General features: G+C 32.1%; 16 protein-coding genes. 7 read left to right on the forward strand and 9 right to left on the reverse strand.

Features of this window, described 5'->3' with window-relative positions; translation table 11 throughout:
• Nucleotides 1-12: 12 nt before the first annotated feature.
• The gene (locus ACLTU0_RS01800; RefSeq protein ID WP_412321151.1) at nucleotides 13-2,910 is read right to left on the reverse strand and encodes a S8 family serine peptidase; all 2,898 of its coding nucleotides are present in this window, start codon (nucleotides 2,908-2,910) and stop codon (nucleotides 13-15) included.
• 351 nt (nucleotides 2,911-3,261) lie between these two features.
• Here ACLTU0_RS01800 and ACLTU0_RS01805 point away from each other — a divergent pair, with 351 nt between their 5' ends.
• The 5 genes from ACLTU0_RS01805 to ACLTU0_RS01825 all read left to right on the forward strand — a co-directional run bounded on the left by ACLTU0_RS01805 (nucleotide 3,262) and on the right by ACLTU0_RS01825 (nucleotide 6,417).
• On the forward strand, nucleotides 3,262-3,597 hold the full coding sequence (locus tag ACLTU0_RS01805; protein ID WP_412275433.1) for a helix-turn-helix domain-containing protein: 336 nt from the start codon (nucleotides 3,262-3,264) through the stop codon (nucleotides 3,595-3,597).
• A gap of 16 nt (nucleotides 3,598-3,613) precedes the next feature.
• A complete protein-coding gene (locus ACLTU0_RS01810) occupies nucleotides 3,614-4,309 on the forward strand; it encodes a LytR/AlgR family response regulator transcription factor (protein ID WP_412275434.1) in 696 nt (231 codons plus the stop codon).
• Between the two features lie 532 nt (nucleotides 4,310-4,841).
• A complete protein-coding gene (locus tag ACLTU0_RS01815; RefSeq protein WP_412321153.1) occupies nucleotides 4,842-5,615 on the forward strand; it encodes a sensor histidine kinase in 774 nt (257 codons plus the stop codon).
• Nucleotides 5,616-5,689: 74 nt separating this feature from the next.
• Entirely contained in the window at nucleotides 5,690-6,268 is a 579-nt protein-coding gene (locus ACLTU0_RS01820; protein WP_412275436.1) for an accessory gene regulator ArgB-like protein, read from the forward strand.
• Entirely contained in the window at nucleotides 6,265-6,417 is a 153-nt protein-coding gene (locus ACLTU0_RS01825) for a cyclic lactone autoinducer peptide (RefSeq protein WP_412275437.1), read from the forward strand. The genes ACLTU0_RS01820 and ACLTU0_RS01825 overlap by 4 nt, the downstream gene beginning before the upstream one ends.
• Nucleotides 6,418-6,441: 24 nt before the next feature.
• Here the strand turns inward: ACLTU0_RS01825 and ACLTU0_RS01830 are convergent, their stop codons facing one another.
• Nucleotides 6,442-6,774 (reverse strand): helix-turn-helix domain-containing protein, encoded by a 333-nt coding sequence (locus ACLTU0_RS01830; RefSeq protein ID WP_412321155.1) that lies wholly within the window; start codon nucleotides 6,772-6,774, stop codon nucleotides 6,442-6,444.
• 533 nt (nucleotides 6,775-7,307) lie between these two features.
• On the opposite strand from ACLTU0_RS01830, the gene ACLTU0_RS01835 reads away from it, so the two are divergent.
• Both ACLTU0_RS01835 and ACLTU0_RS01840 read left to right on the forward strand, forming a co-directional pair.
• Nucleotides 7,308-7,664, forward strand: a complete 357-nt coding sequence (locus tag ACLTU0_RS01835) for an RNA polymerase sigma factor (RefSeq protein ID WP_412321157.1) — start codon at nucleotides 7,308-7,310, stop codon at nucleotides 7,662-7,664.
• A gap of 596 nt (nucleotides 7,665-8,260) precedes the next feature.
• Nucleotides 8,261-8,500: a helix-turn-helix domain-containing protein gene (locus tag ACLTU0_RS01840; protein ID WP_412275440.1), complete on the forward strand. Its 240-nt coding sequence runs from the start codon at nucleotides 8,261-8,263 to the stop codon at nucleotides 8,498-8,500.
• Nucleotides 8,501-8,733: 233 nt separating this feature from the next.
• On the opposite strand, the gene ACLTU0_RS01845 is transcribed toward ACLTU0_RS01840, so the two are convergent.
• From ACLTU0_RS01845 to ACLTU0_RS01875, 7 genes are all read right to left on the reverse strand, one after another.
• Nucleotides 8,734-10,188, reverse strand: coding sequence for a leucine-rich repeat domain-containing protein (locus ACLTU0_RS01845; RefSeq protein ID WP_412295071.1), 1,455 nt, complete (start codon nucleotides 10,186-10,188; stop codon nucleotides 8,734-8,736).
• A 127-nt stretch (nucleotides 10,189-10,315) separates the two neighbouring features.
• Nucleotides 10,316-12,409: an EAL domain-containing protein gene (locus ACLTU0_RS01850; RefSeq protein ID WP_412321158.1), complete on the reverse strand. Its 2,094-nt coding sequence runs from the start codon at nucleotides 12,407-12,409 to the stop codon at nucleotides 10,316-10,318.
• A gap of 96 nt (nucleotides 12,410-12,505) precedes the next feature.
• On the reverse strand, nucleotides 12,506-13,348 hold the full coding sequence (locus ACLTU0_RS01855; protein ID WP_412321160.1) for a DMT family transporter: 843 nt from the start codon (nucleotides 13,346-13,348) through the stop codon (nucleotides 12,506-12,508).
• The gene (locus ACLTU0_RS01860) at nucleotides 13,348-13,842 is read right to left on the reverse strand and encodes an HD domain-containing protein (RefSeq protein ID WP_412321162.1); all 495 of its coding nucleotides are present in this window, start codon (nucleotides 13,840-13,842) and stop codon (nucleotides 13,348-13,350) included. Before ACLTU0_RS01860 ends, ACLTU0_RS01855 begins: the two co-directional genes overlap by 1 nt.
• Nucleotides 13,843-13,847: 5 nt before the next feature.
• Nucleotides 13,848-14,450, reverse strand: a complete 603-nt coding sequence (locus tag ACLTU0_RS01865; RefSeq protein WP_412321164.1) for a TIGR04100 family radical SAM protein — start codon at nucleotides 14,448-14,450, stop codon at nucleotides 13,848-13,850.
• Between the two features lie 253 nt (nucleotides 14,451-14,703).
• A complete protein-coding gene (locus ACLTU0_RS01870; RefSeq protein WP_147513959.1) occupies nucleotides 14,704-15,450 on the reverse strand; it encodes a TRM11 family SAM-dependent methyltransferase in 747 nt (248 codons plus the stop codon).
• A 4-nt stretch (nucleotides 15,451-15,454) separates the two neighbouring features.
• Complete coding sequence (locus tag ACLTU0_RS01875; protein WP_147513960.1) at nucleotides 15,455-16,399, reverse strand: DpnII family type II restriction endonuclease; 945 nt, start codon at nucleotides 16,397-16,399, stop codon at nucleotides 15,455-15,457.
• Between the last annotated feature and the right edge of the window lie 10 nt (nucleotides 16,400-16,409).

Here is a 16,409-nt window from a genome sequence, read left to right on the forward strand (position 1 = left end):
CCTCTCTATAAATTATTGTGTTAGTGCAGTAACTTTTATTTTTGTTGTACAGTTTGATAAAGCATCAAATTTAATTAAATTAATAGTTCCAGACAAAAATTCTTGAGGCTTATCTACTTTGAATCTGATTTGCGAATCACTTGCGGAAATTAAAGTTATGTCAGTATCAGCTATTGTACCTGTTGACAAATCCTTTTTCCATGTTTGTGCACACACATCATTTAAACTAAGTTTTAAATTATCATAATCTACAACAAATATTTTATTTTTTATGTTCTCTATGTTTGTCACAGATATAGCAATAGTATAAGGTTCTTCAGTGGTTATATTGATTTCTTTTTCCTCGATTAATTCAGTATTGCTATCTGAAGAATCTTGATTTTGTGCAAATTCCGGAATTAATGTAGGTATAAGATAATTGTTAGTAATATTCTCAAAACCACATTGCTTTTTTTGATTACGACCTGCTGAATATAATCCATCGCTTTTTAGGAAAAGAGTATGGTTTCCACCTGTTGAAATCGCAACATATGTTCCGGGTATCTGAACGATATTTCTCACTACAGTTGCAATGCTACCTATACCTAGTTGCCCATACGCATTTGAACCACAGCCATATGCTGTACCGTCCCTTTTTAAAAATATTGTAGATAGATTTGAGGAAATATCAACAACATTATCAATGCTTAACTGAGCAATATCCGGACTACTGTTTAAAGTTCCGTTGCCCAATTGACCATAAGCATTATTGCCACAGGCATATACTGTATTATCGGATTTGATAAAAAAACTATTATCTAATCCAGCAACTATTTTATCTACATTTGTAATATCCAAAACTACAGGAGAGTAGCATTTTTCATTTTTTTGATTTCCTAACGCATTATTAATTGCACGACCCCATCCATATACTGTCCCATCTTCTTTTTGAGCCAAAGCATGATAATGACCAGCACTTATGCTACTAATATTATTTATATCAGTAACGAGTTGTGGTGTTGTAAAGAAAGGATAACTATTACCGTTTCCTATCTGACCATCTTTATTATTACCCCAAGCATAAACTCTTCCACTAGAATCTAATGCCATTGAAAATTGGTGTCCTGCTGCAATATCTACAATATTTGTTAATCCTAACACCTGCCATGTGGATTCATACCCATCACCAATATAACCATCAACATATCCAACACCTAATTGACCATAGTTATTTTTACCGATAGAACGTACAGTACCATCACTTAATAATATTAGATTGTGATCACCTCGCGTACTTATTTTTCTAACCACAAATGATTCAGAAGAACCATACGGCGGAGATACCCCAAACATTTTATATCCAGGAGCACTTACGTCATCTTCACCCCAATAATAATTTCCATCGATCGCACCTAAGTTACCAAAAAGATAGGCATCCTCATCAACCATTACAGCAGAATGATAACCTCCAGCAGAAATTTGAGTAACTTTTAATCCGGTGCTAGAAGAATCATTTTGCTCATCAAAACTTTTTATGGAAGAATTCCCAATATCGTTTGATTTTTCATTTAATGTGCATGTTTCAGATGCAATATTTATTGCCTTTATATTATATTTTGCATTATCTAATGTATCAGCATAATTGGCAGTATTCCAAAGTTTTTCTTTTATTTGATTAAATGAGGATATGTCTGTTTCAGATATTATATCGGCAGCAATGCCAGTTATATATGCAGCTGCAGAAGAAGTTCCCGAACTATTGCCGTATTCGTTTTCGGGAATCGATGATTTTATACTTACACCATTTGCTGCAATGTCAATAGCATCACCATAATTCGAAAAATATGCTATACTGCCGCCATTGTCAATAGCTGCTACTGAAATAACATTTTCCAAATCATAAGACGCAGGATATACAGGATAATCATTCAAATCCCTTGCGGAATTACCTGCTGCACATACAAATAACATATGGGAAGCTGCTATCACATCTTGCAAAGCTCTATTTTTATCATCTGAACCAAAACTACAATTGACAATACTGGCACCCATTTTTTCAGCATAATCTATAGATTTAATAATATCGCTTGTATATCCACTACCACTTTCAAAAGCTTTTAGTGGTAATATTTGAGCTTTAGAATGTACACCTTGAATTTCATCAGAATTGCCAGCAATAATACCTGCAACATGAGTTCCATGGCTATATTCTACTATTTGATTATGCTCATAAGATAAAGAAGTATTATTAACAAAATCCCATCCTGAAATATCATCAATATATCCATTATTATCAGAATCACTATTGTTTGCTATCTCAGCGCTATTTACAAATATATTGTCTTTAAGAGCATCGTGTTCAATATCAATACCAGAATCAATAACGGCAACAATAACATTATTTGTGTCAATGACTGAATCCACAATATTTGTTTCTTGTGATTGATTTGTAGGAAATAGTTCTTTAGGATATATCGTTTTCAATCCGAAAGGATTATTCTCCTCTATATTTGTTTCTGGTACAGTTTCTGTTTCAGTATCCGAAGTGGATAAAATCAGTTTGTAGTCTTGTTGAATATAAGCAATATTTTCGTTATTTTCTTTAAGATTTTTAATATATTGCTCTGTATCAATTTCAGAAGAAAGTTGTATCATGTCAAAATACGGATTTATGTAAGTTTTTTCAATTTCCAACTTTTCACCATTACTATCAATATATTTAATGAGAAACTGCTTATATGGCTCAACATAGTCATTTTCATTATCATTGTCTATTTCTTCTGCTGATGTAATATAATCATCGACATTAAACATTTCTGAACTGTTCCTATTTCCCCATAAATAATCCTCTGCTCCAACTATATCAGGGAAAATATTTATCAACATAGAAATAACAATACATAGTACATTAATTTTTAGTAATTTACTCATTTAAACACCTATCCTTTTCCTTTCTAAGTGGTATATTTTATTGATGCAATATTACACATAACAAACTTATTTACAAATAAAACAATAACTTTAAATTCTAAGTCATAATTAATCCCCCCAATATATTTTGTATAATATCACATCATATCATAATTATTTTTATCATTAATTACCCTAAAATGTAAAGGTTTTAGAGTATATATGTCATATCTGAACGTATACTGTTGAATTTAATAAACACATATAGACTTATAGCAAATATTATATGGCTAATATTTTATTATAATTCGACAAATTTTGATATAAAATATATACGAAAAGCAAAGCCATCTTTGAAACAAGGGGAATATAATGATTAATTATAAAGAAGCAGGATACAGAATACAAACTCAAAGAAAAATCCTGGGATTGACACAGGAAGTGGTATCTGAAAAGATTGGTATAACTCCAAGTTTTTTCTCACAAATTGAGTCTGGTACTAGAAAGGCTGGAATTAAAACGTTTGTGAGTATTTCTAAAATTTTAGGAATTTCTTTAGATTATATTTTTGATATTAAAACCGATAAATCTTTAATAAAAGATTTTGACTCTGTTGAATATCAGATTATTAACAATTTAAAGCTTTTTCCTGAAAACCATAAAAAGCTTGTTTTGGACATGATAATTTCCATACAAAGGAATTTATAGAAAGGTAAATTGAATTATGAATGTAGCATTATGTGATGATGATATTATTTTCTTGGAAAATTTAAAGAACAAATTATCGCAATATAATTGTAGCATATTTTCTTTTAGTTCAGCAGAAAAATTACTATCTTCTTCAATATGTTTTGATATCGCTTTTTTAGACATTGAACTTGATAATAATATAAGCGGTTTTCAAATCGTCAAAGCTTTAAGAAATAATAACAAAAAATGTATTATTTCTTTTTTTACTAACTACAACAAATATGCTATCAAAGGTTATGAATATCAACCATTTAGATATATTTTAAAAACAGAGCCAGAGAAACTGATTAGGCAACGCATAGATGAAGTGTTTACCGAGTATCACAGAAATCAAAAAATAATATCTGGCACATATAATGGATATTCATTTCGAACCTCTTTAAGTGATATTTATTATATAAGCATCTCCAATCATGTTGTTACTTTACATACAACAAAAGGCGATTTTGAACTTTATAAACAAATGAAAGATTTATGTGATGAACTGAGTGATTGCGGATTTCTACGTTGTCATCGAAGCTATATGGTTAATTTTCAACATGTACATGTTATGCGAAGTGATGGTTTTTTTGTATTAGATGATCAAAAACATACAACTATTCCCATCGGCATTCGCTATAAATATATAGCGGAAGACTGTTATTTAAAAGAGACTTCATTAGGAGAGTGAATCTATGAGTATTTGTATAGAAATTATAAATTCTATATTCGAAATTTTTATTGTATTATTCTTTTTTAAGCAAACTTTATCACTCAAGACACAGAAACCACTGGTAAAGTATTCTGCTATCATAATAGTTTCTATAATACATATAGTGCGTTCATTTGCGTACATTCCTACTTACATAAATCTTGGTATAACATTTGTGCTCTGGAGTATTTTTCTAATATTATTATTTGACGGGTCACATATACGCAAAATTATCATGATATCAATATATTTTGTAATTTTTATTATATGTGACATATTGACAAGATTCATTACTGCATCCGTTTTGAATGTTCAATATAATACTTTAAGTACAATAGGATTACAACGATATTTAGGCATGGCTATAAATTTATTATTAAATTTTGTTATGATGTATTCTGTCTCGTTATTTATCAGTCGCAAACAAGCATCAATGCCGCCTAAATATTGGATAATGCTATTACTATTTCCAATATTCAGTCTTTTTATTATTATTAGTACAGATATCCTTATGGTATTAGCAAATATACATGATATTAAATACATATCTTTACTTGTCATTATAATTTTCGGATTATTGTATTTTAACACTGTAGTATTTGAATTTATAGATAGTTATTCTTCAAAATTGCAATTAAAAGCGGCAGAGGAACTTATTGCAAAACAGGAAGAAAACTATAAATTATTAGCAAATAACGAAACAATGTTACGCACATTAAATCATAATATAAATAAGCATATGACTATAATGCAGAATATGATTGATAATCACTATATATCCGAACCTCAAGAATTTATACAAAGTCTGAAAAGTTTATCTGCACTTCCTCTTGGAATTACTTATACAAATGATATAACTTTCGATTCTATTCTAAATATTAAGTGTAAAAAAGCTGTAGCTGCCAATATAAAATATACTGTTAAAGTAAATCGTATTGTTGAACCATTAAATATTCTAGCCGCAGATAAAAGTACAATTTTATGCAACGCAATTGATAATGCTATAGAAGCATGCTGCAAAGTGAGAGAAAAATTCATTATAATTGATATAGCTTCAGATAAACAGCATATCAAGATACAAATTGAAAACTCTTCTTTACCAATAAAAACTAAAAATAATATAATTTTAACAACAAAAAAGAATGCTACATTTCATGGTTTAGGTTTAAAAAGTATTAAACTGGCTATAAAGAAATATAACGGTCATCTGAGTATTTCATATAAAAATGGAATTACAACTTTAATTATTTTAATGGATAATCCTCAAAAGCAAATTCACTCTTAAATATAATATATTCACTCTTTTTTATTGTCTTTTCTTGTTTTATTTGCTATACTTTTGGCGAAGGGATGATTTTTATGATTAATCGCTTGTCTAAAAGTATAGCTTTATTTTTTGCTAAAAATAGTATAATATCAAATGATGATATTGATTCATACATATATGGGTTTCAGCTCCTGTTGAGTATACTATTGAATTTGAGTACTATTTCTTTAATAATGATATATAGCGGTAAGATTAAAGAAACAATATTATATATTACTTCTACATTTGTTCTAAGACATCATACTGGAGGATACCATGCCAAGACACCTGAACGATGTTTTATACTGACAACAAGTATATATATATTAATACTTATTATTGTAAACATTGTTACAATTAAGCCATCAATAATCATATTGGGATTATTAATACCATCATTTATTGTAATTTGGAAACTATCACCTATAGTACATGAAAACAATCCCGTTAGAGAAAGCGATTTATATCGTCACAGACAGTATAGCATCATTATATCAATATTTATTATGTGTACTGTTATTATTTTTGTTTTAATAAAGCAATATACTCTCTCCCTGGTCTTATCTTTAGGTTTTTTTCAAGTGAGTATATCTTTATTATTTGAAAAAATAAAAGGAGGTGTAGTACAGTGAATATCAAAAATCTATTTTTCAAGATAGGTTCCGTAGTATGTTCTTTTGCATTTATGATAGCTATTCAGTCATTGGATCAGATGTGTGGCGGTTCATTCTATCAACCTAAGGTTCCGAATACTCTTGAAAAATATAGAAACAGCAAATAGAAACTGCCTTTTTTGTGGCAATTTCTATTTTCTATCTTTTGATAGCAGGGCTTTAGCGGTAGCTAAAATAACATTTATTTCATACTTGTCACATAATTTAATCATTTGATCTAAAAGTTTTCTTTCCTCATTAGTATCTGCAATACTTTCTGGGAAAAATATATCATTTGCATTGATTGTAAGATAGCGTATAAGTTGAAATAATACATCATAACTAGGTTTTTTACCCTCATGTTCTATAGACATTAAATATCGAGGACTAATTCCTATTTTTTCTGATAATTGATCGCGTGTAAGTCCCATTTTTAGGCGAGATGTCTTTATGATCTCGCCTAATTTATCGGCTGTATATAGCACTGACAGTTCACCTCCTTATACAGTTTACAGTGCTTTTAAGAAAATTTAAAGGATTTAATATATCTAATATTATAGAATTATTAAATCTATAAATAACACAAATCAAATATATCTTGTTTGGTAAGTGTTTATTAATATGATACTCCCAAACAAATATTAAAGGAGTATTTTTTTATGTCAAAACTATGTTTTTATAAATCAATAAAAAATACAAAGTCCTCAGTAAAACGGAACTATGCATTATTATAGAACCGTCATATCTAAATAAACAGATTTTGCAAAACATACCAACAATAAAGTATTATTGTTGGTATGTTTTTTTATTACTCTTTATAAAAATTCCTTATATACGTTCTCCATAAATTATCTCCAAACAACAAACTTGTTCTAAAAGTTATGAGCGGAGGACTAATAAATGTGAATAAAAAAATTTTGATTTCAACTTTAGATTTCACTGTAAAATATGATTTAATAATATTAACAGATACTTCACTCCTGACTTTTCCAAAAAGGAAAGTCAGGAGGTGAAACAGATGTTCAGCTATTTTGACTATTTATTAAAGCAATTACTTTTCGAGAAATATCCTCAAACAAATGATGATTTTGCAGATATTGCACAAATCACCCCAAAGGCTATAACAGAGGAATACCGCAAATTCTTGGATAAAGTATCAATAAGAATAATTATTGATATGTTTGAACAAGAGGAATATGTAAATGCAATCTTAAAACTTGCAAGAGTAGAACGCATTATAATTGCACTCCATATTATTCAAGGAATGGAACTAAAAGAAATTGCATATCTGCTTAATACAAGCGTGGACAGTGTATATACACAAAAAAACACTGCACTGAAACAGTTAAAAGCAGAATTGGAGAAAATAAACTGATTTTTACATAATCAAGCCTATAAGTTAAAACGGCATTTTTGATATACACCCCCTGTTTATTTTCAGTCTGCGTAGAGTGTGTTGCCGTTTTCGCACTCTACGCATAATATTGTCTTTCTGTTAAAGTACATTTTTCAAATGTACTTTAACAGGCGGATAATGCCTGACATATAAACTTTACTACAAAGAAAGCACAGGAGATAACACTGTTGCAGCATAAAATAGCAAACGGATACATTCCGATATTGACGAGCTTTTGACAAGATACGCCAAGACGCAGTATAGTACTTCTACCAATAATCAGTATATGACATACTGTCGAGCGACAAATATCTATTGTCTAAATCAAATTGCAGTTTGAATGGCGATAACTCAATATTGGCATAATGATACTTCTGTCAATTCGAACTTGAGCGTTAAAAGCGTCGCACGTCAGATGGCAGTCCGAGCGTATTGCTGGGAAGGTGGAATCCCTATGGTGCGGTTTTGCACACCGTCGTCTGTTTTTGCTTGTATTTTTAATGTTAGATATTATTAGAGTTATATCAATCTCATAATATGTGATATTAAACATAAAAAAATTTAGGAGGTTAAAGATGGGCAGGAAAATTGATAAAAATATTGACAATCCTAATGAATTACTATACACTATAAGTGAGGTTTCCAAGATTCTCAAAGTAAATAAAAATTATGTGTACGCCTTAATAAATGACGGACACTTAAAGTCCATTAAACTTGGTTGTAGAAAAGTTACACGCAAAGCTTTGTTAGAATTTTTAGACAAGTATGACGGTCTTGATTTTGATAAAGCACTATGCGTAAAAACTACAAAATAAAGCCAAGTACAAACTCTTTTGTGGGCAACATTTTCTTGTGGGCAATCGGTGGGAAAACCCTCATTAAAGCAGTTTAAAAATGCCGAAAAACGGCATAGCTAAGGCATTCCTAAATTAGAGGTTCAAGACGAGGCAAGACACGGCAAAGGCTTTGAAGGTATGTTAAAGAGATATTTTGGTTAATCAAAAACAGAGAATTTTAAAAGAGCTTGCATATGCAAGCTCTTTTTTCGTCATATCAAAGGAAATTCCTCAGATGTGATAATCGGTTGCAATGTACTCGAAAAAACAAAGACTTTTGCTTTTTTTGCATTATCATTTTTATCAACCGAAACACTTGTATTACCCGTTGTTTCAAGTGGTACACGATTTATCGCACACAATATTCCGTTTTCATCATACACCGCCACATAAACATAACAATCTTCATATGTATTTTCCGTCGCAACATCAAAATCATATGTAATATCTGTTTCTGTTTTTGTAATCGTTGCTTTTGTAATAGGTATCGGGGTTGGTTTCGGGGTCAGTGCATTATTATAATTTATAGTTGCGTTTGTTAAATTTTCATTATCCGTACCAATATATATTTCGTTCCAATCAGATTGATTACCGCTATATTCAACAGTAGTTAAATTTGCACAACCAGCAAATGCACCTTTTTCTATTTCTGTTACATTTTTCGGTATATATATCTTGTTTAAATTGCTACAATTATTAAACGCATTTTCTTCTATACTTGCTACATAGTTTCCCAAAAATACTGACGATACAGTACAGCCACTAAATAAATCAGGAAACACTTTACTGGCATTATAATTTATAATTTCTAAGTTATTACAGTCTTTAAAAACATTATCTTCTATTCTTGTTATTCCGCTCCCTATTGTTACGTTTGCTAGTCTATCACAGCCATTAAATGCAGCATAGCCTATACTTGTTACGCAATCTGGTATTATAATGCTTGTTATACTGTCCAAACCGGCAAAAGCATATATAGGTATTTGTTTTACACCAACTGGTATTGTTACCTCGCCAACAACTCTTTTCTTATTCAAATACAATTTATTAGCATAATATATCGGATTCGAATAATTATTATCAAAATTTATATTTAAATATGCCGAAAGGTCTGTTATATATACGCTTGATAACTTCTTGCAATTACCAAATGCAGAATTTCCCACCTGTTTCACTTTACTTCCTATTGTTATATCTGTTAGTTTGCCGCAATAGCAAAATGCGCAATAGCCAATACTTGTTACATTGTTAGGAATAATTATATTTGTTAAACTACTACAATAGTAAAATGCGCAATCACCAATCTCTGATACACTATTAGGAATTATCACATTCACCAGTTTAACGCATCCATAAAATATATTATCTGGTATTCTTATTATGCTATCAGGCATTATTATACTTGTCAACTCCTGACAACCCATAAAGTCAGAATCACCTAAACTCGTTACACCATTTTCTATTATAACTGATTTTATATTGTTATTATTATAAAATGCAGAATTCTCCATATCACCTGCACCGCTAATTGTTAGCGTACCATTTTGGTCAAGCGTCCAAGTCACATTGTCACCGCAAGTACCGCTTGTTTCTGCTACGGCAATAACCGGCATAAATGCGCACAGCATTGACAATACGAGTACAAAACTTAAAATTTTCTTTTTCATTTGCTTGTTCCCCTTTTTGTTTTATTAAAACATAAAATTTTCTAAATAATATTATAGTACGAAAAAATTATAAAGTCAACATTTTCCAACCACGTAAAAAGGCGGTACATATGTACCGCCTTTTAAATTACAAATATTTTTCTTCAAATCTATTCCACGACATCGGTTTATCGAACAAATATCCCTGTGCCTCATCGCAACCCATTTCTTTCAAAATATCATATTCCTTTTCATTTTCGACGCCCTCGGCGACAACGGAAATATTATAATTTTTACAAATATCTATAACCGACTTTGAAATCATACAAGTCTTTTCATCTGTTTCAAGCTTATGAACAAGTTCACGGTCAAGTTTCAATGTATCGAATTTAACTTCCGAGAACAAGAACAAGTCCGCATATTTCGCACCGTAATTATCAATCGCAATATGGAAACCGTTATTTTTAAGTTCCACAATTTTGTCAAGCACATCGCTAAGACCGCCCTTAACCTTATCTTCCGACACTTCAATCACAATCGAATCTTTCGGGATATTATAATCAAACCAAATATCCATAAGATTTTCCATGAAATTAGGTCTGACAATCGTGCAATGCGATATATTAACCGACACAGGCTTAATATTCTTACCTGCCTCAATCCAGCCGGAAATATATTCACAGACGTGTCTGAACACATAAAGGTCTATCATATGCACCGTTTCGTTATATTCCATTGCGGGAATGAAATCCATAGGTGAAACAATCGTATCGTCCTCATCAAAATATCTGATAAGCGCCTCACTGCCGCAAAATTCTCCGTCGATTGCGGAAAATCTCGGTTGGAACCATATAACAAATCTTTCTTCCTGTATAAGTTTTTTCAACTTTTCCTGTGTTGAGAATGACACAAATGTATCATTATAAAATCTGTATCTTGCCGACTGACCGTTATTTCTGTAATAATATTTCTTATCCTGATACATTTTTTCATCGGCAATCTTTATTACTTCATCAATATCCGACGAATCTTTAGAATAATGAAAACCAATCGACACTTTATACTTCATTTCAGAAATCAAATTTCTGAACGCAGTAACCTTAGCTGTAAACTCCTTATCATTCGTATCATAGCACAACACGACAAATTCGTCACCGCCAACCCTGTACGAACATTCCTTGCCGAACGACTCAACAATCACGCTCGCTATATCTTTCAGCGCACAATCGCCGCCGCAATGACCGCTTTTATCGTTAATCTCTTTCAAACCGTTAAGGTCCATATAAAGCACGCCCAAGCCGCAATTACGACCTCTCATAATTCTTTCGGTATCTTCTGTAAACTTATTTCTGTTATATAGGCCCGTAAGCGAATCGACGTAGCTCAGCTCTCTGAGTTTTCGCGCACTCTTTTCGCGAATAATCATTGACGCAACAAAATAATCAAGTGCGTCAAAGAATGTCACAATTTGAGAAAATTTTTCTTCCGGCAAATTACTTGCGCCGATAAAACCGATTATTTTACCGTTATCGGCAATCGGTGACGCAACAAGCCTTTGCACACCGCTTTTTACCGCCTGTTGATATGCCTCAACAGAAATTTCTTTCAAATCTTCGACACTATTTAAAATAACATTTTCATTGCTGTCATAGGTCGGCAGCCACTTATCAACAACATTTGAATCCAAGCTTTTAAGTTCTTCCGCTCTCGAATTGACACCATTGTTATTCCATTCAAATACATTGCTCAGTTTATTTTCATCATAACTGAACACAAAAATTTTATCCGCTTCAAAATACTTGCCTATTATTCCAAGTAAATTTGTAAAGCTTTCTTCAAACGGTTTATTCTTGTGCATTTCAACCATACAGCTTACCAAAATATGCTCCATATCAAGACGTTGTTCAAGTCTTTTCTGAATTTCTTCAGTGTTGGTAATGTCAAATGCAATATCCAAATATGCCTTTTTACCGTCCCACACAGTATCCTTATGCTTAATAATATATGCTTTTTCCGTCATTACATTTTCACGAATATACTCAGAAAGTCCCTCACCGTTCAAGCAAGGACAATTCGTACATTCCGCACTTTTGCCGTGAAAAAGTTTATAACACGTTTCACCCAAACAATCGCCGAGAATTTTCTTTCCCGCCTCATTTATGTACAAAATCTCATGAGTTTCTGCGTCAGATACATATACAATTTCCGATATTGCATCTAATACATTATATATATCCAGCATAATCTGACTCCCTTCATATACCCTTAATGCCATTATAAATTATATATAAATCATTCTATCATATCAACCATTTTTTTGCAATAACAAATTTAATTTTTACATAACGGCAAAAACTATTCCGGCGATTATAACCGCCGCGCACACCATTTTATAAAGCGTGCGTTTTTCTTTGAACACAATTCGCCCGCCTATAATCGTAATCATAACCGAACATTGTTTTATAAGAGTCATTGCGACAACCGTGCTTTCCTGCTTACTGCACGCGATAAACAGTGCCTTATCGCCGATTACAAACAACACGCTCAAAATAAGTATCCAATAATTTTTGTATATCGTTCTGAAATCTATTTTTGTTTTGGTTACAATCATATAGCCCAAATACAATATTACCATAAAAAACATATACCAAAATTGAAGTTGACCGCTGTTCATACTCTGCATAAGCATTTTATCAAGCAGTTCCGAAACAGCGTTGCAAAGACACGATATAAGCACAAGTACAATGTATATCGGCTTTGTTTTTTCTTCGCCCAATCCCTTGCCTTTGGCATTTACGAAAAGCAATCCGACAAGCACAAGTGCCATACCTGCAATCTTATGTCCCGTCATAACTTCTCCCAGCACCGTTATTCCCAGTACTGTCGCAAATATTACGCGCGACATATCCATAATTCCGTAAAATCCAATCGGCAGTTTCTTTATCGCCTTAAAACTGCATATCCAAGCTATAAAAATTATAGCTGATTTTATCATTACAAATCCGATATAATGAAAATCTATCGACAATGCGTTTTTCATGCTCGGCGTCACAAATAAAAAGCTTATAAACGTGTAGAAAAACAGCACCTCCATAGCACTGTTTTTCTCCATTGCCTTTTTCTTTATTATATCTCTTACACCCTTTAAAACTCCGTAAAGGCATACGAGTCCTATCCACATTATTTTATCAGCTCCGTTAAAAATAAATTATCCAGCATTTGTGTACCGGATTTTGTCTTAAATATCTTCTCACGAACGTTTTTAGCCGTTTCTTTTGTCATTTCGTCCTCATCTATATTGACAAGGAAGTCCGCCTCAACAAGTATTTGATAGTCGATACCGTCGATATTTGAATATGTGTGATGATGAGCGACAAGGTATGACACACGTTCGATAACGTCTTTGTCATATCCCAATTTCGTGAGCATTTCCTCCGCAATCGGCGGACCTTCGATTTCCTGATATTTGCCCGCAGAAGAATTATATTTTTCTTCGCTTATCTTTATTCCTATATCATGCACATATGCGGCAGTTTCAAGAATAAGCATAGTCCTTTCATCAAGCCCCTCCGCTTCGCCTATCGCTTTGGCATAGCCGTGTACTTTTATAAAATGGTTTATGCGTTTCTTGTCACCTGCATAATACTTTATCATTTCTGTTGCAACAGTATTCATAATTATCAATCCTCGAACGGTCTTATTCTGTATGTCACGCCGATTTTTTTACAAATATCGGCACATTCCTTTTCTTCTTCCTCTGTAAGCGTTGTCGAAACAGTCGAAAGCACAACTTCCTTTACATAGTGCTTTACATTTTCGGCAAACGTAATCATTGCGTCAAACGATTCGATACCGAATTTACTGCGTGTAAGTTCAAGATAACGTTCTTTGTTCGGCGTATTAAGGCTGATCGAAACAATATCGATAAGTCCGTCAAACATAGGTGCAGTGTTCTTTTTGTGAATAAGGTCGGCAAGACCGTTTGTGTTTATACGGATAGTTTTGTTATACTTATCCTTTATAAACCGACAGACTTCAAGCACATCGTCAAGTCTTTCGGTCGGCTCACCGAAACCGCAGAAAACAACCTCTTTATACTTATTCATATCAAATTTTGAAAATTCGTTTTTAACTTCTTCAACGCTCGGTTCTCTTTCAAGCCAAAGACTGCCCGAATGATTCATTTCATCCCTCGTTTGTCTTAGACAGAATGTGCACGCGCACGGACATTTGTTCGTCATATTTACGTATAAATTATCGTGTACTTCATATAAAATAACCATTTTAATACCTCTTTCGTTTTTCATATCTTAAATTATACCATATCACTGCATTTTTCTCAACTGTATTTTCACACCAAAAAAACCGCTTATATGAGGTTCTTAAGGACAGTAATATAAAAGGCAGTAACGATTGATTTCGTTTCTGCCTTTTATCGTAGTGGATGATGCCTATATCGTCCCGTCTAAAGCCTTAGTATACCCTAAGCAATAGGGAGATGTGATACATTTTACCTGTTTGTTGCAGTATCGGACATCATTTTTTAAACACAAATAAATATTCGTGCGCGATTAACAAAAAATTATATTTCACACTATTTGTTTTCCAATATCCCGTTGCTTTACAATTATGCTGTTCTTTTATAATAAGCTCTTTGAGTTTGAAGCCTGCATCTTCAAATATACGCATTACTTCAAAAGACATTGGTATCATATACCCTTTTTGTCTTGTATCTCCCATAAGCACAGCACAGAATTTGTCCTTTTTAAGAACACGATAACTTTCTGATGCAACCTTTTTCATTTCTTTAAGAAAATCTTTTACTTTTAATTGTGATAAGTCATTTTCTATGCCATCACTATACTTGATAATATTAGCATAGGGGGGATGTGTACATATCAAATCAATACTATCATCAGGTATAAAGTCAAGATTTCTTGCATCACCTTTTTTGATATATACTTTCCCTTTTGCGCTTTCTATATCAAAAGCTGTTTTTTCTTTGCATCGCTCAAGTGCAACATCATTTATATCTACACCGATTATATCTCGATTTAAAAGTTTCGCCTCAACAAGAGTAGTGCCACCTCCAGCAAATTGATCAAGAATTAAATCCTCCTCTTGAGAGTACCTTAATATAATATTTCTTGGTATGTATGGAGACCAATTACCACGCCATTTTGCATCGTGAGTTGCCCAATCGCCACGCTTCGGAAATGACCAATGCGTAGTCATTTCTAACTCAAAGTCATCAGGCTCCCACTTTCTTATTTTCTTTAACATTTAATTATTCACCAAATTCTTCTATAATCATTTTTTCAATCATTTCATTCTTTGCAATGGTAAAATTCATTAGGTAATTCAAATGTCTGAAACCTTTAGCAAGTTGGTTTGTTGTTCCTTTCCAACAGTTTCCATCAGTAATTAACGCAAAGCCTATTCCGTTCCTTTGAAGATCTGATTGACGATTTATATATGAGTCTATTATTTCTTCAGGTTTTGAACCACCGCCATTAAAGAAATTCACCTCAATATTAATACATTTATGATTTTTCTCGTTGTATAATATAAAATCAGCTTTTCTGTTTGCAATATCTTCATCAATATCAAATCCGAATTTTTGTAGCACACTAAATTTTTTCTGCATGAGTAATTTTATATTGTGTTTATCACATGCTTTTTCAATTATAGGTTGACAAGCCAATTCAAATGCTGTACCACCTCTGTTTTTTCTTCCGTTGGAATCCATTCCTACCAAAACACCAACAATGTAATCTTGTGTGCTTTTTTCGATAAGAGTTTGAAATAAATATTTCAGTCCCATTTGTTCAAAAAATTTATAATACTTTTCTATAGTTTCTTTCGTCAATGGAGTAGTTAGGTTTCTTGCATTAAAAGAATAAGTTTGAAAATCATCGCTATCAATATTGCTACCAATCACTTTAAGTAAATGCTTCTTTCTTACTTTATCGGCCTCAGATTTTGCTAATGCGAACAAATACGGAAAAATTTCTATAATGGTTGGAAGCTTGATTATAAGCTCCTTGAAAGCATCAAAGAATGTATCATCTTCTTTTTTTATTAACACATCCATTGCATGGATTTCTATTTCATATTTTTTATATCCGTCTATGTTTGACCAATCAATATAATAATTATATCCCCTATTAGTATCAAGCAAATTACTTTCAAATAAATCTGCAAGTTTATTAATATCTTTTTCTATTTGCATATTCTTTCCT

Source organism: Hominilimicola sp. (assembly GCF_046972485.1).
Classification (GTDB): Bacteria; Bacillota; Clostridia; order UBA1381; family UBA1381; genus Hominilimicola; species Hominilimicola fabiformis.

Coding starts and splice junctions, on each gene's coding strand:
- ACLTU0_RS01800 (WP_412321151.1), bottom strand. CDS start 2,910: ATGAGTAAATTACTAAAAATTAATGTACTATGTATTGTTATTTCTATG.
- ACLTU0_RS01805 (WP_412275433.1), top strand. CDS start 3,262: ATGATTAATTATAAAGAAGCAGGATACAGAATACAAACTCAAAGAAAA.
- ACLTU0_RS01810 (WP_412275434.1), top strand. CDS start 3,614: ATGAATGTAGCATTATGTGATGATGATATTATTTTCTTGGAAAATTTA.
- ACLTU0_RS01815 (WP_412321153.1), top strand. CDS start 4,842: ATGGTATTAGCAAATATACATGATATTAAATACATATCTTTACTTGTC.
- ACLTU0_RS01820 (WP_412275436.1), top strand. CDS start 5,690: ATGATTAATCGCTTGTCTAAAAGTATAGCTTTATTTTTTGCTAAAAAT.
- ACLTU0_RS01835 (WP_412321157.1), top strand. CDS start 7,308: ATGTTCAGCTATTTTGACTATTTATTAAAGCAATTACTTTTCGAGAAA.
- ACLTU0_RS01840 (WP_412275440.1), top strand. CDS start 8,261: ATGGGCAGGAAAATTGATAAAAATATTGACAATCCTAATGAATTACTA.
- ACLTU0_RS01845 (WP_412295071.1), bottom strand. CDS start 10,188: ATGAAAAAGAAAATTTTAAGTTTTGTACTCGTATTGTCAATGCTGTGC.
- ACLTU0_RS01850 (WP_412321158.1), bottom strand. CDS start 12,409: ATGCTGGATATATATAATGTATTAGATGCAATATCGGAAATTGTATAT.
- ACLTU0_RS01855 (WP_412321160.1), bottom strand. CDS start 13,348: ATGTGGATAGGACTCGTATGCCTTTACGGAGTTTTAAAGGGTGTAAGA.
- ACLTU0_RS01860 (WP_412321162.1), bottom strand. CDS start 13,842: ATGAATACTGTTGCAACAGAAATGATAAAGTATTATGCAGGTGACAAG.
- ACLTU0_RS01865 (WP_412321164.1), bottom strand. CDS start 14,450: ATGGTTATTTTATATGAAGTACACGATAATTTATACGTAAATATGACG.
- ACLTU0_RS01870 (WP_147513959.1), bottom strand. CDS start 15,450: ATGTTAAAGAAAATAAGAAAGTGGGAGCCTGATGACTTTGAGTTAGAA.
- ACLTU0_RS01875 (WP_147513960.1), bottom strand. CDS start 16,399: ATGCAAATAGAAAAAGATATTAATAAACTTGCAGATTTATTTGAAAGT.